The organism is Mesorhizobium sp. WSM4809 (genome assembly GCF_055811655.1).
The window spans coordinates 478,171-500,168 of record NZ_JBVVQW010000002.1; the positions used below are offsets into that span (position 1 = coordinate 478,171).

General features: G+C 61.7%; 22 protein-coding genes and 1 pseudogene. 6 read left to right on the top strand and 17 right to left on the bottom strand.

Annotated elements, in window-relative coordinates; translation table 11 throughout:
• Window positions 1–37: 37 nt before the first annotated feature.
• The 7 genes from AC0L24_RS06785 to AC0L24_RS06815 form a co-directional block, all read right to left on the bottom strand.
• The gene (locus AC0L24_RS06785; protein ID WP_127809356.1) at window positions 38–823 is read right to left on the bottom strand and encodes a ThuA domain-containing protein; all 786 of its coding nucleotides are present in this window, start codon (window positions 821–823) and stop codon (window positions 38–40) included.
• A 78-nt stretch (window positions 824–901) separates the two neighbouring features.
• Window positions 902–1,132 (bottom strand): hypothetical protein, encoded by a 231-nt coding sequence (locus AC0L24_RS06790; protein WP_127398121.1) that lies wholly within the window; start codon window positions 1,130–1,132, stop codon window positions 902–904.
• A 59-nt stretch (window positions 1,133–1,191) separates the two neighbouring features.
• Window positions 1,192–1,776 carry a sarcosine oxidase subunit gamma gene (locus AC0L24_RS06795; protein ID WP_127398119.1) on the bottom strand — a complete coding sequence of 195 codons (585 nt, stop codon included), beginning with the start codon at window positions 1,774–1,776 and terminating at the stop codon, window positions 1,192–1,194.
• Complete coding sequence (locus AC0L24_RS06800) at window positions 1,769–4,762, bottom strand: sarcosine oxidase subunit alpha (RefSeq protein ID WP_127809353.1); 2,994 nt, start codon at window positions 4,760–4,762, stop codon at window positions 1,769–1,771. The genes AC0L24_RS06795 and AC0L24_RS06800 overlap by 8 nt, the downstream gene beginning before the upstream one ends.
• The gene (locus AC0L24_RS06805) at window positions 4,759–5,055 is read right to left on the bottom strand and encodes a sarcosine oxidase subunit delta (RefSeq protein ID WP_015315781.1); all 297 of its coding nucleotides are present in this window, start codon (window positions 5,053–5,055) and stop codon (window positions 4,759–4,761) included. Before AC0L24_RS06805 ends, AC0L24_RS06800 begins: the two co-directional genes overlap by 4 nt.
• Before the next feature lie 11 nt (window positions 5,056–5,066).
• The gene (locus AC0L24_RS06810; protein WP_127395266.1) at window positions 5,067–5,507 is read right to left on the bottom strand and encodes a hypothetical protein; all 441 of its coding nucleotides are present in this window, start codon (window positions 5,505–5,507) and stop codon (window positions 5,067–5,069) included.
• Complete coding sequence (locus AC0L24_RS06815; RefSeq protein WP_292701316.1) at window positions 5,507–6,760, bottom strand: sarcosine oxidase subunit beta; 1,254 nt, start codon at window positions 6,758–6,760, stop codon at window positions 5,507–5,509. Before AC0L24_RS06815 ends, AC0L24_RS06810 begins: the two co-directional genes overlap by 1 nt.
• A gap of 268 nt (window positions 6,761–7,028) precedes the next feature.
• On the opposite strand from AC0L24_RS06815, the gene AC0L24_RS06820 reads away from it, so the two are divergent.
• The 6 genes from AC0L24_RS06820 (at window position 7,029) to AC0L24_RS06845 (ending at window position 10,998) form a co-directional block, all read left to right on the top strand.
• Window positions 7,029–7,787 carry an SDR family oxidoreductase gene (locus AC0L24_RS06820; RefSeq protein ID WP_292680893.1) on the top strand — a complete coding sequence of 253 codons (759 nt, stop codon included), beginning with the start codon at window positions 7,029–7,031 and terminating at the stop codon, window positions 7,785–7,787.
• Window positions 7,788–7,895: 108 nt separating this feature from the next.
• Window positions 7,896–8,282 (top strand): SET domain-containing protein, encoded by a 387-nt coding sequence (locus AC0L24_RS06825; protein ID WP_127395264.1) that lies wholly within the window; start codon window positions 7,896–7,898, stop codon window positions 8,280–8,282.
• Window positions 8,283–8,483: 201 nt separating this feature from the next.
• Window positions 8,484–8,762, top strand: coding sequence for a 30S ribosomal protein S21 (gene rpsU / locus AC0L24_RS06830; RefSeq protein WP_023810129.1), 279 nt, complete (start codon window positions 8,484–8,486; stop codon window positions 8,760–8,762).
• 139 nt (window positions 8,763–8,901) lie between these two features.
• Window positions 8,902–9,744 carry a tetratricopeptide repeat protein gene (locus AC0L24_RS06835; RefSeq protein WP_127267752.1) on the top strand — a complete coding sequence of 281 codons (843 nt, stop codon included), beginning with the start codon at window positions 8,902–8,904 and terminating at the stop codon, window positions 9,742–9,744.
• 203 nt (window positions 9,745–9,947) lie between these two features.
• Entirely contained in the window at window positions 9,948–10,424 is a 477-nt protein-coding gene (locus AC0L24_RS06840; protein ID WP_127290636.1) for a DUF992 domain-containing protein, read from the top strand.
• Between the two features lie 94 nt (window positions 10,425–10,518).
• Window positions 10,519–10,998, top strand: a complete 480-nt coding sequence (locus AC0L24_RS06845; protein WP_473563577.1) for a DUF992 domain-containing protein — start codon at window positions 10,519–10,521, stop codon at window positions 10,996–10,998.
• Window positions 10,999–11,237: 239 nt separating this feature from the next.
• Here the strand turns inward: AC0L24_RS06845 and AC0L24_RS06850 are convergent, their stop codons facing one another.
• The 10 genes and pseudogenes from AC0L24_RS06850 to AC0L24_RS06895 all read right to left on the bottom strand — a co-directional run bounded on the left by AC0L24_RS06850 (window position 11,238) and on the right by AC0L24_RS06895 (window position 21,986).
• On the bottom strand, window positions 11,238–12,302 hold the full coding sequence (locus AC0L24_RS06850; protein ID WP_473563578.1) for a tyrosine-type recombinase/integrase: 1,065 nt from the start codon (window positions 12,300–12,302) through the stop codon (window positions 11,238–11,240).
• Window positions 12,299–12,421 (bottom strand): hypothetical protein, encoded by a 123-nt coding sequence (locus AC0L24_RS06855; RefSeq protein ID WP_473563579.1) that lies wholly within the window; start codon window positions 12,419–12,421, stop codon window positions 12,299–12,301. The genes AC0L24_RS06850 and AC0L24_RS06855 overlap by 4 nt, the downstream gene beginning before the upstream one ends.
• 837 nt (window positions 12,422–13,258) lie before the next feature.
• Window positions 13,259–13,630, bottom strand: a complete 372-nt coding sequence (locus AC0L24_RS06860) for a hypothetical protein (protein WP_473563580.1) — start codon at window positions 13,628–13,630, stop codon at window positions 13,259–13,261.
• A gap of 456 nt (window positions 13,631–14,086) precedes the next feature.
• Window positions 14,087–14,624: pseudogene (locus AC0L24_RS06865) on the bottom strand (zinc-binding dehydrogenase); the annotation flags it as partial.
• Window positions 14,625–14,637: 13 nt separating this feature from the next.
• On the bottom strand, window positions 14,638–15,405 hold the full coding sequence (locus AC0L24_RS06870; RefSeq protein WP_473563581.1) for an ATP-dependent metallopeptidase FtsH/Yme1/Tma family protein: 768 nt from the start codon (window positions 15,403–15,405) through the stop codon (window positions 14,638–14,640).
• A gap of 43 nt (window positions 15,406–15,448) precedes the next feature.
• A complete protein-coding gene (locus tag AC0L24_RS06875) occupies window positions 15,449–15,790 on the bottom strand; it encodes a hypothetical protein (RefSeq protein ID WP_473563582.1) in 342 nt (113 codons plus the stop codon).
• On the bottom strand, window positions 15,784–17,664 hold the full coding sequence (locus AC0L24_RS06880) for an AAA family ATPase (protein ID WP_473563583.1): 1,881 nt from the start codon (window positions 17,662–17,664) through the stop codon (window positions 15,784–15,786). Before AC0L24_RS06880 ends, AC0L24_RS06875 begins: the two co-directional genes overlap by 7 nt.
• Window positions 17,664–17,876 (bottom strand): hypothetical protein, encoded by a 213-nt coding sequence (locus AC0L24_RS06885; protein WP_473563584.1) that lies wholly within the window; start codon window positions 17,874–17,876, stop codon window positions 17,664–17,666. Before AC0L24_RS06885 ends, AC0L24_RS06880 begins: the two co-directional genes overlap by 1 nt.
• A 365-nt stretch (window positions 17,877–18,241) precedes the next feature.
• On the bottom strand, window positions 18,242–19,054 hold the full coding sequence (locus tag AC0L24_RS06890) for a hypothetical protein (protein WP_473563585.1): 813 nt from the start codon (window positions 19,052–19,054) through the stop codon (window positions 18,242–18,244).
• A 340-nt stretch (window positions 19,055–19,394) separates the two neighbouring features.
• Window positions 19,395–21,986 carry a UvrD-helicase domain-containing protein gene (locus AC0L24_RS06895; protein WP_473563586.1) on the bottom strand — a complete coding sequence of 864 codons (2,592 nt, stop codon included), beginning with the start codon at window positions 21,984–21,986 and terminating at the stop codon, window positions 19,395–19,397.
• Between the last annotated feature and the right edge of the window lie 12 nt (window positions 21,987–21,998).

Consider the following 21,998-nt stretch of genomic DNA (forward strand, 5'->3'; position numbering starts at 1 on the left):
CCCAGCCACCTCACACCCCAATCAACTCAGGCCCGAATCAACTCAGGCCCTTGTCGCCGTCGGCATGCAGGCGCGGCCCCTTCTGCACGATCTTCTCCTTGGCCGCATCCGTCGGCACGTTCGGCGCATTGGTGATGCCGGACCATGCCGGCGCCGGGTTGTGCGCCCAGTGCACGGCGTTGCGCAGCACCTGCTGCACGCCCTCGTTGTGATAGATCGGATAGGTCTCGTGACCGGGCGAGAAGTAGAAGATCCGTCCCGCGCCGCGCTGGTAGGTCAGCCCGGACCGGAACACCTCGCCACCCTCGTACCAGGAGACGAACACCGTCTCCAGCGGCTCCGGCACGGCGAAGGGCTCGCCATACATTTCGGTCTCGCCGATCTCCAGGCACTCGCCGATGCCTTGCGCGATCGGGTGGCCGCGGTTGATCGCCCAGACGCGCTCGCGCTCGCCCGCCTCGCGCCATTTCAGCGAACAGGGCGTGCCCATCAGCCGCTTGAATATCTTCGAGTAGTGGCCGGAATGGAGCACGATCAGGCCCATCCCTTCCCACACCCGCTTCTGCACCCGCTCGACGATCTCGTCCTTGACCTCGCCATGCGCCGCGTGGCCCCACCACAAAAGCACGTCGGTGGCCGCCAGGCGCTTTTCGCTCAGGCCGTGCTCGGGCTCCTGCAAGGTGGCGGTGGTCGCCTCGATGCCCTTGTCCTGGTTGAGGGCGGCGGCAATGGTGCCATGCATGCCCAAGGGATAGAGGTCGCGCACGGCTTCATTGGTCTGCTCGTGGACATTCTCGCCCCAAACGATCGCTTTTGTCGGCATTTTCATCTCCCAAAGCGCTTTAAATAGCATGTCAAAAGGGATTGAGAAGGTCCCGATGCCGCCTGGCCCGATGGAATACTACGTCTTGCGCTTCTTGCGCCCCGGCACGGTCTTGGCCTTGCCCGGTTTCGCCGGTGCGCCGGGGATGGCGGTTCCGGTAATGGATATCGGATCGCTGGCCGGGAACGTGTCTTCGAGGCCTTCCTCGAGTTCCTCTTCGGCGCTCGGGGCTTCATGTCGCTCATGTTCGAGCGAGCGGACGGCCGATGTCTTTATGACCGGCGACTTCGGTGCGGAATTCGACGGCATCGGCATTCTCCCTCGGCGTGCGGATGCAGAACGAGCGTGCCCTGCAAAACGTTCCGAGTTCAGACCGCCGCGTCGCGCGATCCCTCGGACAGGAAAGTAAAGACATAGTCCGAGAAGGAACGCCAGCATTCGACCCGGAAGGCATCGGCGGCTGTGCGCAGCAGCACGATCTCGGTCTTGCCCAGGATGGTGCGCGACGCTGCGCCCACCGGGAAGGCGTCGAGCGACAGGTCCTGCGGGCAGCCAGCATTGATCGTCGCCGCTGCCCCAGTGCCCGTCACCGATATCGCGATGTTGCGATGCGAGACGCCGACCGCCGAATGCAGCGCGGATACTTTGGCGCAATCGGCGAGCGGATCGTTGCCGGCCTCATCGATCACAAGCCATTCGTCGGGACCGAGCCACAAGACGGTGCGCCCGCCCTTCGCGGCAGAGGTTTTCGGCTTGTTCGGCAAGGTCACGCCGAGCGCCTTCGAAAGCGCTGCGGCCGAGGCTTCCGGCGCACGCAATGACATGCGCTCGGCCGGCGGCAATACCTCGACCTTGGCGCCGGCGGCAGTGGTGCTGCGCCCAGCCAGCGCCGGACGGCGTTCGACCGAAGGCGATGCGGCCGGAGCCGTCTTCCTTGCAGCGGCCTTAGCCATTGAGGCGCCCTCCCGTCTCGTCGAAGAACACCATGCCGGTAACCTCCACTTCGATCACCCCATTCGGCATCGGCACATAGAGGGTCTCGCCCATCCGGTCGCGGCCGCCGGCGACCAGCGCCAATGCGATCGAGCGGCCGCAATTTTCCGACCAATAGCTCGAGCTGACATGGCCGATCATCTTCATCGGGATCGCCTGCTTGGGATCCTCGACGATCTGCGCGCCTTCTTCCAGAACCACTTTGGGGTCCCTGGTCTTGAGGCCGACCAGCTGCTTGCGGCCCTTGGCGACCAGATCCGGCCGCGTCAGGCCGCGGATGCCGACGAAATCGGTCTTCTTCTTGCCGACCGCCCAGTCGAGCCCGGCGTCGTTCGGCGTTACCGTGCCATCCGTGTCCTGGCCGACGATGATGTAGCCTTTTTCAGCGCGCAGCACGTGCATCGCCTCGGTGCCGTAGGCGGCCGCACCATGCTTCTGGCCCTCGGCCCACAGGGCTTCCCAGACCGCCTGGCCATAGTCGGCCGGCACATTGACCTCGAAGCCGCGCTCGCCGGTGAACGACATGCGAAACAACCGCGTCGGCACGCCGCAGATCTTGCCTTCACGCACCGACATATGCGGCAGCGCCTCGTCGGACATGTCGATGCCTTCGACCAGTGGCGCGATGATGTCGCGCGACTTGGGCCCCTGCACGGCGATAACAGCCCACTGCTCGGTGATCGAGGTCAGCCAGACATTGAGATGCGGGAACTCGGTCTGGAGATAATCCTCCATGTGGTTCATGACGCGCGGCGCGCCGCCGGTCGTCGTCGTCACGTGGAAACGGTCGGGGGCCAGCCTGCCGACGACGCCGTCGTCATAGATGAAGCCGTCCTCGCGCAGCATGATGCCGTAGCGGCAGCGGCCGGGTTCCAGCTTCTCCCATGGGTTGGTGTAGAGCAGTTCCATGAACTTGGCCGCATCCGGCCCAACCACCTCGATCTTGCCCAGCGTAGAGGCATCGAACAGGCCCGCCGTCTTGCGCACCGCGACGCATTCGCGGTCGACCGCGGCATGCATGTCCTCGCCCGCCTTGGGGAAATACCAGGCGCGCTTCCACTGGCCGACATCCTCGAACACGGCACCTTGCGCCTCGGCCCAGGGATGGATCGCGGTTCTGCGCGTCGGGTCGAACAGCGGACCGCGCGCATGGCTGACGATCGCGCCGAAGGTGACCGGCGTATAGGGCGCACGGAACGTGGTCAGGCCGACCTCCGGGATCGGCTTTCCCAGCGTCTCGGCGGCAATCGCCAGGCCGTGCATGTTGGAGGTCTTGCCCTGGTCGGTCGCCATGCCGTTGGTGGTGAAGCGCTTGACGTGCTCGATCGAGCGCATGCCTTCGTGCACCGCCTGGCGGATATCCTTGGCGGTGACGTCGTTCTGGAAATCGACGAACGCCTTCACAGTCGTGTCCGGCCCGGCGCCGGGCGCCGCGCCCAACATACCGCGCGACCAGCTCTCCGACGCATCGACCTTCGGCTTACTGCTCTTGGCGGCTTTGGCGCCGGCATCTTTCGCCGCCTTGGCGCCCGCCGCATAGGCCTCGTCCACCGTCGCCGACAGCCCGTCGGTGCCGTTGCAGGCGCCCACCGAGACGCAGTCCTGCGCATAGGTGCCCGGCACGAAGCGCTTGGTCTCGTCGTTGAAGGCGACCTTTCCGCGCGACTGCGAGAACAGATGCACCGACGGCGTCCAGCCGGCCGACATCAGGATCGCATCGACCGCGATGGTGCGTTCGCCGCCGCCATTCTTCGGCTGCACGGTCATCGACGACACCCTGAGCTTACCGCCAGCGCGGATCACCGCGCGGCCGAAATTGATCTCGATGCCGAGCGCCCTCGCCTCGTCGATCACCGGTCCGGTCGGATTTTCGCGCAGATCGACGATCGCCGCCACGTTGACGCCGGCCTTCTTCAGGTCGATCGCCGCCGCGTAAGCAGAATCATTGGCGGTGTAGACGCCGACATTCCTGCCGACCGCGACGCCATAGTGGTTGAGATAGGTGCGCGCGGCACCCGCCAGCATGATGCCCGGCCGGTCATTGTCGGCAAACACCATGTGGCGCTCGATCGCGCCCGAGGCCAGCACCACGCGCTTGGCCCGGACCTGCCACAGCCGCTCGCGCGCCAGATCGTGGCCGGGGGTCCTCAGATGCTCGCTGACACGCTCGACCAGCCCCACAAAATTCTGCGCATAGTAGCCGAACGCCGTCGTTCGCGACAGCACGCGGACATTGTCCATTGCGGCGAGCTTCGCCACGGCAGCTTGCGCCCAGGCAAAACCGTCCTGGCCGTCGATTTTCGCGCCGCTCTCGAAACGCAGGCTGCCGCCGAACTCGGCCTGCTCGTCGGCGAGGATGACGCGCACGCCGGTCTCAGCCGCCGCAAGCGCTGCCGCGATGCCTGCCGCACCGCCGCCCAGCACCAGCACGTCGCAATGCGCATAGCGCGATGAATAATGGTCGGGATCCGGCTGGTCCGGGGAAACGCCAAGACCGGCTGCGGCGCGGATCTTTGGCTCGTAGAGCCTCTTCCACGCCGCTTTCGGCCACATGAAGGTCTTGTAGTAGAAGCCGGCCGAAAGCAGCGGCGAGGCGATATCGCTGACCGCACCGAGGTCGAAGGACAGTGACGGCCAGCGGTTCTGCGACTGCCCATCAAGCCCGTCATAGAGCTCCTGCACGGTCGCCCGCACGTTCGGCGTCTTGCGTGCCGCGTCGCGCTTGATTTCGACCAGGGCGTTCGGCTCCTCGGCGCCCGCCGACAGGATGCCGCGCGGACGGTGGTACTTGAACGAACGGCCGACGAGATGGACGCCATTGGCGAGCAGCGCCGAGGCCAGCGTGTCGCCCTCGATGCCGGCATAGGACCGGCCATCGAAGCTGAACCGCGCGGTCTTGGCTTGGCTGAAGCGGCCAGCGCCGGGAATGCGGAACGCGCCGCTCATTTGGCAACTCCCGGGAGCTTCGACGGCTTCGGCTCGCCGGCCTTGTAGGTCATGACGAATTTGTCGGTGACGGTGTCGCGTACGGCATTGAAGAAGCGCGCACAGCCATGCATGTGCCGCCAGCGCTCATAAATGATGCCCTTGGGGTTGGAGCGGATGAAGAAGAATTTTTCGAAATCGTCGTCGCTCTCGCCTGATATGTTGGCCGAGCGCGCGATATGCGCCTCGCCGGCGTTGCGGAACTCGAGTTCCGGACGCTCTTCCTCGCAATAGGGGCAGCGGATGAGAAGCATTTGGTTCGTTCCTACAATTCGCCGTGGCCGACGCGGGCGCCCGCCGGTTGATCGCAAAGCTTCTGTCCCAGGGTCGCGAACGGTGCGACGAGCCGGATGCGCTCTTCCACGCTTGCAGCGGGACGAAAAAGATCGCGGGACGCCATGTTGCCGAGGGTGAGCTGGATCGGATCGGTTGTGACGATGACTTGACGCGGCTGGAATGTCTCGTCTTCTTCGAGCCCTTCGGGTCGTCCCTCGAAGAACATCACCACCCTCTGGCCGCCGCTCCAGACGCAGGCCAACGTGCCGTCATCGACCGAAAACGGCCAGCCGGCTTCGTTGCCGGCACGGCTGATCGGCTGCGTGCGCACTTCGTCCGGCGAGGGAAAATGGAACATGCCCCGTTCTCCCGCCAGCACTTGCTCCCCCGCCAGCATCAGCGGCATCGCGACAGCCATCTCAGCCATCATCAGTGCGCCACCGCCGCCGCCGCCGCCTCGTCGATGAGCCGTCCGGTGCGGAAGCGTTCGATGGTGAAGGGCGCGTTGATCAGATGCGGATCGTCTTTGGCGATGGTGTGGGCAAAGACATGGCCCGAACCCGGCGTTGCCTTGAAGCCGCCCGTGCCCCAACCGCAATTGACATAGAGGCCCGGCACCGGCGTCTTGGCCAGGATCGGCGAGCGGTCGGGCGTGACGTCGACAATGCCGCCCCACGAGCGCAGCATCTTCATGCGCGTGAAGATCGGGAACATCTCGCAGATGGCGTCGAGCGTATGTTGCAATATGTGCAAGCCGCCGGTCTGCGAATAGGAGACATACTGGTCGGTGCCGGCGCCGATCACCAGCTCGCCCTTGTCGGACTGCGAGATATAGGCGTGCACCGTGTTCGACATCACCACGCAGGGCACCACCGGCTTGACCGGTTCCGACACCAGCGCCTGCAGCGGATAACTTTCCAGCGGCATGCGCACGCCTGCCATGTTCATGATGACGGAGGAATGGCCGGCGGCAACGACGCCGACCTTCTTGGCGCCGATGAAGCCGCGCGTCGTGTCCACGCCCATCACCGCGCCATTGGCCGCCCGCTTGACCCCGGTGACCTCGCAATTCTGGATGATGTGGACGCCGCGCGCCGAGGCGCCGCGCGCATAGCCCCAGGCAACGGCATCATGACGGGCCGTGCCGCCGCGCCGCTGCAGCGACGCACCGACCACCGGATAGCGCGCATCCTTGGAGGTGTTGAGCGGTGGGCAGAATTCCTTCGCCTGCTCCGGCGTCAGCCATTCATTGTCGATGCCGTTCAGCCGGTTGGCGTGCACGTGGCGCTTCAGCACCTGGACGTCGTGCACATTGTGGGCGAGCATCATGACGCCGCGCGCCGAATACATGACGTTGTAGTTGAGTTCCTGGCTCAAGCCATCCCACAGCTTCAGCGCATGGTCGTAGATGCCGGCGCTCTCGTCATAGAGATAGTTGGAACGGATGATGGTGGTGTTGCGGCCGGTGTTGCCGCCGCCGAGCCAGCCTTTTTCCAGCACCGCGACATTGGTGATGCCGTGCACCGTGGCGAGGTAATAGGCGGTGGCCAGGCCATGGCCGCCGGCGCCGACGATGATGACGTCGTATTCTTTCCTGGGCTCAGGCGAGGACCACTGTTCCTCCCAGCCCTTGTGACCGCGCATGGCTTCACGGGCGATGGCGAATACCGAATATTTCTTCAACGTCCCAACCTCGCCCCAAAAAGGCTTCGCGAATGGCGGCCGGCGTTCATTCGGTCCCGGCGCGCGAGGTGTATCACTAGCGAAACAGCGCTTCCACCCTTGCGCTGTTTGCGACGGCGCTTGCCGTTTTGCGCCGTGGCGGAAAAGACGCATCCGGCGCGTCGGCGCTTTCCAGCATCTTGGCACGTATCGGGTGGCTCGCCTTGCCTCGATCTGCGACCAAGCATCCCAACTGCCGGTCAGGCCGGCGCGAAGAAAGGATGCAAAAATGTTCGCACTCGCCAACAAGATCGCCATCGTCACCGGCGCCAGCTCCGGCATCGGCCGGGCCTCGGCAAAACTCTTTGCCGAGGAAGGCGCCAAGGTCATCGTCGCCGCCCGCCGCCAGGCCGAGCTCGATGCGCTTGTCGCCGAGATAGAAGACAATGATGGCGCGGCCATCGCGCTTGCCGGCGATGTCAGGGACGAAGCCTATGCAAAGGCCCTTGTCGATCTGGCGGTCGAAAAGTTCGGTGGGCTCGACATCGCCTTCAACAATGCCGGCGCCGTTGGCCGGATGGGGCCGATTTCGGACCTGCCGCTGGAAGGCTGGCGCGAGACGCTCGACACCAATCTCACCAGCGCGTTTCTCGGCGCCAAATACCAGGTGCCGGCAATGGTCGAGCGTGGCGGTGGTTCGCTGATCTTCACCTCCACCTTCGTCGGCCACACAGTCGGCATGCCCGGCATGACCAGTTATGCCGCGAGCAAGGCCGGCCTGATCGGACTGACACAGGTGCTTGCCGCCGAATACGGCCCGAAAGGCGTGCGGGTCAACGCGCTGCTGCCCGGCGGCACAGACACGCCGGCGGCGACCTTCAAGACCCCGGAATCACGAGCCTTCGTCGAATGCCTGCATGCTTTGAAGCGTATCGCGATGCCGGAGGAGATCGCCCGCTCGGCACTCTATCTCGCCTCCGACGCCTCGAGCTTCACCACCGGAGCGGCTCTGTTTGCCGATGGCGGCGTGTCGATCAATCGGACGTGAAGATTCCAGCGGCGGGATGCATGTTCATAGCCGCCAGGCAAACGGCCGCTCTTGATTTTTCGCCGCGATTTGGCGATTCCGTTCCTGTCTAAAAGCGGGTCTGGAACCATGATGCTGATCAGAACCTATGTGACTGCGAGTGCGATCGAAGGCGTCGGCGTGTTCGCCGCGGAGCCGATCGGGAAAGGCGCTTCGATCTGGCGGCTCGATCCGGATTTCGACCGGCTGATCCCCATGGACAAATACGAGACGGCACCCCCGCATCTCAGGGAACTGCTCGACCGCTATGCCTATCCGAGCCCGGACCGGCCGGGTTTCATGGTCTATGAAGTCGACAATGGCCGCTTCATGAACCATTCCAGCAATCCGAATACGGATTTTTCGCAATATGGCGGAGCCACCGCGACCCGCGACATTGCCGTGGGCGAGGAGATCACCTGCGACTACGGCGAGTTCTTCGAGGATTTCGAGCTGCTGCACCTCGCGACGGCCTAGTCGGCTCCTTATCTCATGGGCAAGTGGCACACTTGTCCCAGGGCAAACAGACGGCGGCTGGCCCCGCAAAATCATTTCCGCTGTGGACAGCGCGGCATGATTCTGCTATCAGCCGCCCCAATTCGTGGTGTAAACCGCCGCGGAGGCTAGTGGCTATGGCCGCTTGCCTGTTGATATCAAACCCGAAAGACAGGATTGCCCGTGCAGGTACTCGTCCGCGACAATAACGTTGATCAGGCGCTTCGCGCTCTCAAGAAGAAGATGCAGCGCGAAGGCATTTTCCGCGAAATGAAGATGCGCGGTCACTACGAAAAGCCGTCCGAGAAGCGCGCCCGTGAAAAGGCTGAAGCCGTCCGCCGCGCCCGCAAGCTGGCCCGTAAGCGCGCCCAGCGCGAAGGCCTGCTGCCGATGACGCCGCGCCCTGTTGCTGCTGGCGCCGCCGGCGGTGCAGGTGGCGCTCCGCGTCCGCCGCGGTTCTAACGCCAATTTTTCGTCCTTTTCGAAGGATATCAGAGGTGGCGCGATGTGGAATCGCCGCCACCTTTTTGTTTTGATGTGACAGGTCCGGAGGGGGGAGCCGGACCTGAACGACGCGGCTTGAAGTGAGGACAGGGCAGAAATGAACGCAACAAGCGTGGAGCGCGGGACCGCATTGCGTGGTTTCGCCCTGACAGCGGCCCTGCTCTCCGGACTGGCGCTTGCCGGCTGCCAAACGGCGGGCCCGACCGGTGAATTCAACAACATCGACAAGGCGCAAGGGTCGAGTGAGAACATTTCCTCGCTGTCGGCGGTCATCCAGCGCAATCCCCAGGATCCCGAAGGCTACAATGTGCGCGGCTCGGCCTATGGCCGTGGCGGTCAGTACCAGGCGGCGCTCAAGGATTTCAATCAAGCCATCCAGCTCAATCCGAACTTCTTCCAGGCCTATTCGAATCGCGCGCTCATCCAGCGCTTCCTCGGCAACCAGGAAGCAGCGCTCGCGGACTACAACCGTTCGATCCAGATCAACGGCAACTACGACGCCGCCTATATCGGCCGCGGCAATCTCTACCGCAAGGCGGGTCGCACCCAGGATGCCTTCAACGACTTCCAGAAGGCAATCCAGCTCGATACGACGGACGCGCGCGCCTACCACAATCGAGGCCTGATCTATCAGAGCCAGGGCCAGCACAAATTCGCCATCGAGGACTTCTCGACCGCCATCTCGCTGGCGCCGGACGCCGCCGAGCCCTACAATGGCCGCGGCCTCTCCTATCTGGCGACCAACGACGAGGACAACGCCTTTTCCGATTTCAACATGGCGATCAAGCTCGACGGCAGGAATGCCGAGGCCTGGTCCAACCAGGCGCTGATCTATGAGCGGCGCGGCGACAAGGCGAAGGCCGCGAAATCCTATAAGGAAGCCGTTCGCCTCGACCCTACCTACCAGCCGGCCAAGGATGGCCTCGCCCGCGTCAGCTGATCTCGGTTTCGGCTTCCCATACAAATCCGCGTGACATCCAAGTGCCGCGGGATCCTTTGCGTGTCCGAAAAGGACGCACTTCGCAACCGCGCATTAACCCCGGCAGGAGGCTTTCGGCCCCTGCCTTGATCGCGCCAAGTTTTCAGCGGAACGGTCTACCCACCCAAGCCGTTGTTGAAAGTATTTTGCGAAAGGACCCTCCCATGATCAAGAAACTCGCCTGCGCCGCTGCCCTCGCCACGACGATGTTCGCGGTGGCTCCGGCCAGCGCCGGCAAGCTGCAACTCGGCACGCTCGATTGCACCATCGACGGCGGCACCGCTTATATCGTCGCTTCCAACAAGGGCGTGTCCTGTGTCTTCCGGCCTCATCATCACGGGCCGTCCGAGATTTACACAGGCGTCATCTCCAAGATCGGCCTCGATGTCGGCCAGACGCATCAGGGCCAGCTCGTCTGGGCCGTGCTGGCCGCGACCCGGGATCGTGACGGAGGCGATCTCGCCGGCAGCTACTACGGTGTCAACGCCGAGGCGAGCGTGGTGACCGGCGGCGGCGCCAATCTGCTGGTTGGCGGCCTGGACAGCGCCGTCATGCTGGAGCCGCTCAGCGTCCAGGCGCAGACCGGCGTCAACCTTGCCGTGGCTGTGACCTCGCTCCAGCTGATCCACTCATTCAAGTGATTGCATGGAGCCGTGCGCTCCATGACCCCTCACCCCGCGGCGCGGAACCAGATAGGATGGTTTCGCGCCGTTTGATTTTGGAGGGGGAACCATCATGCTGAAGACAGCCATAGCTGCCGCCATGTTCACCACGCTATCCGGAGCGGTGCAGGCGCAGGACCGAGGCATGGAAGTCGGTACGCTTGACTGCGCCATAGGCGGCGGCACCGGCTTCATCTTCGGCTCGAGCAAGGATCTGAGCTGCACCTTCAACCCCGCCGACAAAAGCTTCGCGCCGGAAGCCTATTTCGGCGCCCTCAACAAATACGGCCTCGACATCGGCACGACGAAGCAGACGGTCATGCAGTGGATCGTGCTGACGCCGCTGAAGAACATCTATGCGCCGGGTGCGCTGGCCGGCGACTATATCGGCGCCAGCGCGGAGGTGACGGCCGCCGTCGGCGCCGGCGCCAATCTGCTGGTCGGCGGCTCCTCTCAGGCCTTCACCTTGCAGCCGCTCAGCTTGCAGACGCAGACCGGCATGAACCTCGCGATCGGCGTCAGCCAATTCCAGCTGCGCAGCACCGAGAATTGATCGCGCAACGAAGCCCGCCAACGGAAGGGGCATCCGCGCGAACGGCCCTCAAAAAACCGCTTGAGCTCAACCCCGGTTGAGGTTTTACAAGCCTGCCCCGAGCGCAACAACGCCTCGATCCAGCGCTGTCGATTCGCATGGCCCTGCCGGGATCGCCAGCTCTTCTTTAACCAATTGAAAATAAACAATTTTCTTGCCAATTTGTCCCGCACCATCTCGCGCTTCACAGAAGTGGGACACTAGTCATCCACCCGCTTCTGTTGACGACGTCGAGCGGCGTTCTTGGCAAGACGCCGTTTCTCAGCGGCTTTCGTATAGATCTCAGCAGTTTCCGACTTGTTCCAACCGAACATCGCTTTGAGTTCGTCGGCCGAGGCTCCCGCCTCGGCGTGATCCGCCGCGGCCGCCTTTCGAACACCATGCGCCGAGCAATGCGGTAACCCTGCCTGAACGCACCATCTCTTGAACTGAGCGCCAAAGTACTCGATCGTGTAGGGCTTGCCCCTGTCGGTGATGAGGTACGCAGTTGCACCCGTCTGTGTCATATCCAGCGCTTCACGCAGTTCGGGCGGAATCACAACGACCACGTCGCTAGGATGGCGCGTGTTTCGATTCTTGTAGGCCCGGAATAGTAGAACACCGCGATCTTCATGCTGCGGTCCCACCAAGGTAGCGTCCGAGCGCCGGGTACCGAGTCCGATGAGAATCTCCAGCGCGAGTCGGGGTTTAGTTCCCAACGGGAAGCAATTGCGATACTGCTCAACTTCCACTGGCTTCCACGAATAATGACCTGTGGATTGGTGAATCTTTGGGACTTTGTAAGTTGGGTTGGATGTTGCGAGTTTATTTTCGATTGCCCAGTTGAACAGTCTTTTCAGATGCTTTACAAAACCATCTGCCTCGGCAGGTGTTTCTTTTCTTTTATCTCGACTGCTTATAACGTCCTCTTGGCGAAACCGTTTGTATGGAAGATTACCTGCGGTTTCTAGAAATTTATTTAGTGAGCGCTTCTTATGCTTTTGAGTTGACGGATCTAACGACGTAAACTCTCCAGATTTGTAGTACTTATCGACAAGCCGATTAAAACTGTCTTCGGTTTTTACAACTAATTCCTTTTTCTTTTGTTCTTTTCCACCAATCGCCAGACGATAGGCAACCATGAACTCCTCTGTGATGCAGCCGTTCTCATCTTCAAACTGCTCTTTAAGCCGTATCTTTGAATGCCCCGGGCGCCTTACGTAATAGCGAACGTTGCCGTGGCGGTCCTTATCACGGCCAAGAAACTTGAGACGGCTACTAGTCATGCCACCACTCTGTCGAATGGATTGGCGCCGCCGCCATCGTCGATCAGGCGCTCCCAGGCGGCGGCCACTTGCTTGGTGTCCCAAAGCACGACCCCACCAATCCTTCGTCCCTTTGGCATTCTCCGGTCTCGCACCCAGGTATCGAATAGGGCTTCAGATATTCCGAGCGAGGCAGCCGCCTCCCCGCGCCTAAGCGCAAAGCGGGGGATCGAAAGGCTTCGAAGAGTCGGCGTCCAATCGACCGTGGTGACATCCAAGGCCCGTCCACGATTGCCACCGGCACGACGGGCGGAAGGATTCTTCCGCACAATCGGGCTCGGTTCAGCGATTCCCGCGCCGCCGGACTGCTGGCTAATTAATGGATACGATTGCATGACACCTTACTCCCGTGCGCTGAACTCTACTCACTGATCAGTCTGAACTCGTATTTTCTGATCCCGCCTTCACCCAGGCTTTCGTCGCTGTCATCGCCGACCTGGCAAGTCACGAACTGGACCCGCGCCTTCATGCGCCTGCTCCCAGATCAGAGCTTGTGCGACAGCGATCACTTTCCTCCCTGGCAGAATGGCGTCGCTTGCCGAAGCTCGGGATGTTTGCGCAAGATAGCCTGCACTCCCTCCCGCGTGCCGCGCCACTCCATCGTGCTGAACTCGAACATGGCGCGCAGCCACCAGCTCTGTCGGGTTAGGTCGAAGGCAGTCGTGGTGTCCCGGAGGTCAATCGGATAGCCCTGTAGCGAGAGGTAGAGGCGCGCGCATGCTCTTCCGCTTGAGCAGCTGGAAGTTCCGCCTATGGCGAACTCAAGGATTTCGGAAGCGATGCTGCGTCCAGAAACGCCTGCTGCCACCCAAGGTATGAGCCATCTGCGGTCGTCGCCCAATTCTGCGAGGGCGCAGCGGATGGTCTCCATAGCCCGTGTGGCTCTGGCCAGTCCGGCAAACGAGCCGTCATCTTCTCTAGCGGTCATCTCTGCCTCCCTCAGCTTCCCTCCAGGCCTTTTGGGCAGCCTCAGCCTTCCTGCGAAGGTAGGGATGCCGCCTCCACACGGTCTCGAGCTCGTTCATGGTGAAACCGGGCCACTGGTCGTCCACATGCTCCATCATCGCCCTGACGAACCAGCTCTTACGATGCTTGTCGAAGCCTTTGGTCGTCCAATGGAGGGGGACCGGGTAGCCGGCGAGCATCATGATAAGGTGGGCGCAGCCGACCTCGGATGATGAGTCGCCTCGAGTGAAGTCGAGGATGAGGGGCTTGATGCTGGTATGCTCCGGCATCCTCGTCTCGCTCATCCACCGCTCCAGCGTCTCCTGCGCAGTGTGCTTGTCCAACTCTGCCCTCCTGTTTGTTCCGTCGTTACAGCGTCGCGCCCGGGACCACCGGGCAGCGCCCTATTCAACCGCCATCGCTCCGACAATGTCAAGTCGAGATTTGCCGTAACCAATTGAAAGGATTCGTTTATTCGGCTTTTTGAATCCTTGCCGAATCTCTTGCAAAGCCAATCCGGAGAGCCCTCTCCACAAGGTCGTGAGAAGGATCTGAGTAAGCACAAAAAGGGAACGGAAAGCGTACGTGTAGAATTCGCAGCCGTAGTCTTCCCGCACCAACGAATCCTTGTTAGGGGATGGCACGAAGCGCCTGCGTGGCAGGTCGGCAGGTGCATTCCCCTGACCGGAGGGGCGCTTGCGATTGAGGTAGAGATAAAGAAGCCAGCTCGCTGTCCAGTATTGCGGGATGGGAAGCCAGTTCAGAATCTAATGAGGCAGAGCCGCTCGCCGTCCCGGGCCTCACGGACGAACGCGGATGATCGTCTTCCCCGAGCGTCGCTCGGTCGGGTTGAAGGCGGAAACGGCATAGTCGAGGGTCGAGATGTTGCCGATGTTCGTCCGCAGTCGTCCGTCCCGCACCCGCTGGACGATCTTACCCAGTAGAGCACGATCGGACTCGACAGCGAAGTCGACCGACAGGCCATTGGCGGGACGCACGTCGGGCGGTCCGACGACGGTCACCAGTGTTCCTCCGGCTCGAATTAGGCCTGCGGACCGCTTCTGGATGTCGCCGCCGATGACATCGAACACTATCTAGATCGACGCCGCCGACGTCTTCCAGGGCGTCGTTCACGAGATCGACGAACTCGTTCGCGCCGAAGTCGAGCGCCTTCTGACGGTCGGCAGAGCGTCCGGTGCCGATGACGTAGGCGCCGGCCTCTCGTGCGAGTTGTGTCACCATCGATCCGACTGCGCCCGTCGCACCATGCGCAAGGACGCTCCGCCCGGCCCGAAGGCGGCCATGGTCAAACAAGCCCTGCCACGCAGTCAGACCCGAATGGTGACGACCGTCAGTCGCTAGCAAATGGAAGAATGCGGCTGCGCGCGCTCGCCAAAGCGGTATGCAACTCGCTACCCTCCAGCGTTCCATGCCTCATGAGAGCCTCAGCCAGGAACTCGATCGCGGCGATGTTGCTTCGGATCATGGCGCGCGCGCGTCCATAGGCATCCTCAAGTCGGTCATTGATGCGTTGCGCCAGCGTAGGATGATAGGTGAGTAGCGTGGGGCGGTCGTCCACGGGCAGATGTAAAAGGGGCATCTCGGCTGCAAAGCCGAGTACGGTTTCCATTTGAGTGGCCAGCGCCGTTGCGGTTGCCAGATCACTGGTGGAAGAACCGCCGGAACCTGCGGTGACAGATCCCAGAATTTCATATTCCGCTGCACGTCCGGCCATTCTCATCACCAGCACTGCGCCCGCCAAATCTTCTGTTTCTTCGTTTAGATCGGGAATCTCGGCTTCGATGTAACCGCCGGCCGGACTGTCGATGGTAATCGCGGTGATCTTGCCGATCCCGAGACTGAGATAGGCAATGGCGTGCCCAGATTCATGAACGGCCATGCGCCACCGCAGTGCATGTGGCCTTTCGGGACGACCGGACGTGAGGATTTCGAAGAGGTCGGAGTACACGAGCGGGCGCTGGTCGCGACGTGCCTTGTGGCGCGCCTCTCGGACCAGTCTTTCGATGTCGGCTCCTGTCAGCCCCGTTGCCTTCATAGCTAATGCGCGGAGAACTTCGGTGGCTGCGGCCTTGCCCGCAGGGCTTTCCTCAACAGTCATGTACGCCTCCCCTGAAGCTGTGAGAACGGGGCCATCCAGCGCTTCATGAGTCACCGAACGGGCGGCCATGCGGACGGCCAAGTTTGTACCAGCGCGACAAGGTGCGAGCCCACTTCCCGTCCGCCGACATCAGCCAGAGGTCCGAGGTGATGATCGGCCGCTCATCGCCCGTGAGCCTCGGATGGCCAGTGGAAAGCCCGACGAGGCACCGGATCGAGCGTCGACCGACAAGCCAGCTATCGAGGCGTGGAGCACGTTCGACGAGGTCTTCGACCGGGGTGCCAAGGCCCACCTGCTCCATGTCGGACACAAGAGCGGACAGGCGGCCAAATTCAACCTCGAATGCCCAGCTCTGAATCTGGCTGCCAGGTGTGAACGTCAGCATCGACGTGCTCCTTCGTCTGTAGTGTCGGACATCGACGATGTTTCGGGATGGGCTTGGTCCACTGCCTCGGATTTCGGCTCGCGATCCGTGCCCGACGGCCGCGCGGGAGCACTGGCGGCGACGGAGGCGAGATCATCTTTCAAATGATGCCGTAGGATTCCTGCCAGCGCCGTCGTGTCGGGTTTTGGGACAATGATGTGCTTCTCTAGCCTCCCGGACCGCAGCAGCGCGGGGTCGATCATTCCAGGATTGTTGGTCGCGCCGACGACGATGACTCCGACAGTTTTCGAGGCCCCATCCAGCAGTTCAAGCAGGCGATTGACGATGCTGTTCCAGTAAGTGTCCCAGTCACGTCCTGCCCCCCGTTTGCCGATGCCATCGATCTCATCGATAAAGAGGATCGCCGGCCTGTGTGCCTCGGCTTCCGCGAAGGTCGCAGATATGCGTTTCAAAACGTCGCCCACATAACCGGGTTCCAGCCACGTCGCGACGGAACTGACAATCAGCGGAATTTCCAGCGAATTGCAGAGGGCCCTGGCGAAGGTGGTCTTGCCCGTGCCCGGCGGGCCGCTGAGCAACAATTTCACGCTCATGTCCTCCCAGGCGAGCTTGCCGGCGCGCCACAGCGCCAGATCCTCATTGAGGCCGAGCGCCCATTCCTTCGCCTCGCCGTAACCTGACAGCGTTTCGACGCGCGCAATGAAGCGATCCTTGTCGGTCCCGGTCGGCTTTGTCGGCTTGATGATCTCGCTGCCTGAACCGGGACTGCCGCGCCCGGATTTGGAGGCCGTCGTGCTGCCGGACGATTTTCGGCCAGAGTCCTTGTCCGCAGCGCCGCTGCGGCTCTCCTCCTCGATGACCGATGCGAGCCGCATGCGGGCAAGGTCATCCAGAAGGTTAAGGGCGCGCGCCACGGGCGTTCCCGGCCGGATCGCGAGCGCCAGATCGGAGAGCGTCAGCACGGAGGCATGGGCGTGGGCAATGCCGCCTTCCGGCAAGTCACCAAGAACCGCGCGCATGGTCTTGCGGATGATGTCCATGTCCATCGGACCGCAGGTTAAATTGATCCGGGCGACCCGCTGGAGGAGCTCCGGAAGTCGATCCTCGCTCTCGGTGACGCCAAGGATCGGATAGACGCTCCGGGCGGCGACCGCGATGCGCCGGTCTGTCTTCTGCTCAGCATCTGCCTCGAAATCTTGGCCCTGGAAGGTGATCACCCGCCACCGGGGATCCTCGGGGACATGGGAGAAGCGAAGTCCGTACCCTTCCCGCGTGAGATCATAGCCCTTGCACGCCGCGACCTTGCCGGGAAGGATCAGACCCCGCCCGAGCAGGTCGAGGAATGCCTCTTCGAATCCTGCGACCCGCCCGGTGATTGTCATGATGGGGCTTGGGATACGGAGCAGCCCCAGGACTTCGCCGAGCGATGTCGCGCTCATGGTGATTGACTGGGCGACGAGCAGCATGGTGGCGACGTCTATCGCGCGCAGAGGCTCGGCCGACCGGCGCACGGCGCTGAGCAGGCTTGCCGTATCCGGAAGACGGTGAGCAAAAGATCGCGCCGTACCGCTGCCCTTCCGGAGTCCTTTGGCGCCGCGACCGGCAGAACTCTGCGAAGCCTCCATCGCAATGCCGTACTCGTCGACTTCCGCCGCACTGCCCGATCTGGAACCGGCACTGCGAACCAGGCGCAGGATCTCGGCCTCCGATTTGCCGGCGACAGCTGGCCCTGGCGCGAAGATACACACCTTCCGCCCTTCAGCGGTCCGCCGTTCTTCGACAAGGATTCCACGCTCCACGGCATGGTCGATGGCGTCAGCCTCCGCGCGGTGGCGGAGACGCCAAAGGAGATGATTTGCAAGACGGGTATCCATCACCCAGGCCTCCGCTTCGAGCGTTTCAAAGGTTTCAGGTTGAGGAGCCCAGACGCGTCGCACCACTCGGCGACCATGATGCAGGCTGGATCACCTTCCTCGACGCGTCGGGTCAGCAGTTCGATGATGACGGATGGAATGGGAACCCGCTGGGCGAGGCTGATCCGCGCATAGTGGATGACGAGACCCACCGTCACCGCGGGATCCTCCATGGGCTTAATCCTGCAGTCGCAAGCCGTGATGCGGCCGGCGCGCCTGAACTCGGCGCAGGATTCGCTGTGCCCGAGAAGCATCAGAAGCGGAAGCGAGGCGGTCGCTTTCCTTGGTCTGACGGTCGGCGTCACGTTGCGAGTTGCCGAGACGGGTGCCCTCCGAGGTTTCGACCTTGGGGCTCGGATGCCGTTGCCCAGGCCTGCAGGCTTCGGGTGCTTCTGTTTCCGGGTACTGGGCGTCTCGACGGTGAGCCGCGTAGGCTCCTTCCAGGGGACTGGCTTTCTCATGGGGACATACTCCTCCCGTTCCGCAGCACGCTGCGGCCGGTGATTTCGACAATGGAGAGCGGGAATCGCCTGTGGCGTCAGTGCAGGCCCGGCCTTCGGGCGTATCCGAAGCGGGGCTGTTGCGTCACGGACGCCTGCAACGGAACGACAGAGGCCTGCTCGTGCCCAACTGGCGGATGGTCGCCCGCGGGATTCGCTCCGTCGAGGAGCTTGTCAGGTTCGACGGGGTCGCCTGCCAGCGTCCGGCACCGCCGCGCAAGCTCATCCTGGACCCGACCGGAGAATGCTTCCCGGACCTGCCTAATGAAGGCCGCAGCGCCCTCGGATTCGAGAAGGCGGTCGATCTCTGAAAGCCGGAAGACGCCCCGTTCGGGATCAGACACCTGGTCGGCTCCGTCGACGATCGCGGTCTCAATCTTCACCAGGAGTGGCCCCCGGTGTTCAGCCACCCATTCCGGCGCGATCGCCGCCACCGCCAACATCCTGAATCGCAGCCGGTCCACTTCCTGAGGACGGTAGGAGCCGAGGCTCCGTTTGATGTCTAGAATTAGCCCGCTGTATGTTGTTCTGTTCACCACGAAGAGATCAGGCTTGTAGGTCTCGGTCGAATGTACCCGAGACGGAAAGCGGACCCCCTTGATCTCGTCGGAAGGTGTCCTCTTCAGCATCTCCTGCGCGGCGGGCACGATCGGCATCGCCGTTGTCGGCAGCAGTTTGAGGTTGGGGTTCTTCTGGACGGCCTGGCCGATGGCAAGTTCCAGCAGCCGGCCTTCCTGCATCACCGCCGAACGGAAGAAGCTGAAGAGCGACGCATACTCGCCGAAGGTGATGTCGCCCCGGACCTCTCCTGCGAGCGCGGCCTTCATCGCTTCATCGACCAGCCTGTCCATGTCGTTGTCAAAAGATCCAGGCGGCAGCGATCCTGTCGATTGTCCCAAATGTCGTCGATAACCCGACTGCCGCACCGTCGAACCCCGCTGGTCCCCTTCCGGACGGCGGAAATGCCATCTATCACTTCTCATAGCCCAAGACCTCTTACTAGGTTGCGGGTCAGGCCTTCGTTGGTGCTTCCAACACCAGCGGAGGCCGCTTGCTGTTGCTCCGCAAGCGAAGCACGCGCAATCGATCGGGATCCGCGGCGGATCTCAAACGAAGATCTCAGACATAGTTAACGCAGCGTCGCAATATGGCTGGCGCGACTTGCAAGCGGAAAGCCCGGAGCCTTATTTCCTAGGGAAAGAGGTTTCCGAGTTGTCGCAGTTCGGCTGCCACATTCGGGCCAAACTGCAAATCATGACGCCGACTTTCATTTAGGTCGGTGATCAATGAACGCATGTTTTGCCATTTGCGGCGTCGCAAGCTACCTGCCGCTCGCAGGCCGCGGCCATCGACCAATTCAATGAGTTTGTCTTGCGCTTCTAAGGACAATCCCAACCCATGCGCCGTGTAGAGGAACTGGAGGCCCGTCAGCTTGCCAACATCACTAATGTCCCTGTCCGGCTCAAATTCAGGAAGGAGTTCAGGGATGCCCTGAACAAGTGCCGGATTCAAAATTTCGAATTCGCTCCAGAGGGCTGTTCCGATCGTATCCGTCACCTCCACAATCCAGGGACTGGCCTCACCGTTGAACGACAGGATTAGTTCGCGCTTGGCGCGCGTCATGGCAACATAGAGCTTGCAGGACGCCCGATATGCCTCTTCCACCGGAGCGTCGCGCGGCGGTAGCACGCCGTTTCTGCAATTGAGAATGATCAGCGTGTCGAACTCATAACCTTTCGTCTGTTCTAGATCGCAGAAAACGAGACGGTCAGAACTGGGATCATATGCACCGTCGAGAGCGGTGACACCGCACTTCTTAGCGAAGCCATTCACGTCCAACCCCGAAAAGCCCGCAAAGGCCACGCAAACGGTTTTAGCATCGTTCTGCAGGGCAGTGGCTGCATAGGCGCGCGCGTAGGCAATTTCTTCTTCCAGCGTACCCGCGGCAAGTGCCATTGGAACGGAACCACTGAAATTCGCGAACTGGGGATCGAGAATTTCCAGATCGTCGCTGTCGAACATTTCATCATTTAAGTTATTGCTTAAGACCTCATAGGCAGCCTTCAATATCTCCCGGCTGTTTCTATAGTTTTTTTGAATGCGCTCGCGTGTCACACCGAAGAGGCCTGCCTCAGGCAGCGACCGATGCTTCGGGAGGATGGTCTGAGCGATATCACCGCAGAGAAAAATGTCGTTCGATCCGGCTTTGACTAGCTTTCGAATGACCCGTATCTCGGTGGTGCCGAAATCCTGTGCCTCATCGACAAGGATGTTCGTATACTGCGATTGGATGTCGTCCAGATGCCTCGTCAGCGCCGAGGTCAGGCCTAGATAGTCGACGACGCCCACATCGCGCATTTTCTGCTCCCAGCCGTCCAGCCCCCTAAGGATATCTGACCGGCGATCGGCGGCGATCGGGAACTTTCGTCCCTTACGCTCAAGACTGAGATAGGAAGTGCGCGCATCGGGCGTCACAGCGCTGCGAATCCAGTCAAACTCTTCCCGGAGATACGCTTCACCATTAACACCGCGTGCCGTCATTGATTTCTGCAAGGGCAGCAGCACTTTCGCGGAGTCGTTATTCAGCCACTGACGATAATACTCCCGGAACACCAGGTCGACATGCTCATCGGACTTCCAGGTCACGTCTACATAATAACGATCATTGTGCGGTTCTAACCTATGGAGGAGCTGCTGGGCGAGTTCGAAGAACGACGTGACCTCGATGCGACCTCGAACGGCGTCCTTGGTGCAAGCCGCATCAACAAGCTGACCGAGAAGACCGGCGAGGCTGCGGTTCAGTGTGAGAAGCAACACTCTCGAATCCGGCGCTTCCGCCAAGCGGAGTGCGCGGCGAACGGCGACGCACGTCTTGCCCGACCCTGAAACTCCTGAGAGTTGGGAAGCGCCCGAATAATCGGCCTTCACTACCTTTTCCTGCTCGGGATGAAGATACAGAAACCATTCATACCAGCTGGAACGCTTCTCGAATGACGCGAGCCAAGCCTCGTATTCGGGCGACCCAATGCGGAGGCGGCGGATATCCTCACCGTCGGCCACCTCGAGCATCTCGGCTTCATTGACGTCCTCAAGGAGTCCGATACGGCCCATGCTCAAGTCGACATGAGCCTGTGCGCCTTCGTAGTTACCCGAGAGGAGAAGATTGAAAACAGAGTGGACGAGTTCGGCCTTCTGCGTATTGGGAATCTCGGTGACCAAGGTTTCAAGATCGCTGGTGGTCGAACGGGCATCCAGCGCCTCCAGCTTCCTTGCGACACTGCGCGGAAGGCCGTCCAGTACGTGGTCCGTCGACTCGGGGTCGAGACGCTCGACGACGGGCATGTCGTGGTGGTCCGCTCGGAAGTCGTTTGCATGAACGACCTGCTGGCCGGAACCGGGAACAAGAACAGCCTTCAGTTCCCTTACAGCGGGCTTCATGCCCTTCTGCCTGTCCAACCATTTGTCGGCGTCCTCATGATCGCCAACAAACAGGAAAAGACATGTCTTGTCGGTCTGCTGAGTAATCAGACGCCAACCGTCACCGAGATCATATTTCACAGCGTTCTGGATACGATTTTCGCCATGATTGGTGACCGAAATCCCGACGAACGGATTTGGGTCGCGCAGGCTGCCGAGGATGGCCTTGACCTTGATCGTCTTTTTTTGCAGTTGGCCGCCTCCCAGGAAGGCCCTGCTGAGCGACTTGTCGAATTCCTTTGTAGTGAAGTAGGCGATTTGCCCGACGGCGCTGCCGGCGGCGTCGATGCCTGATGCGATATTCATGAAGTCCCCCAT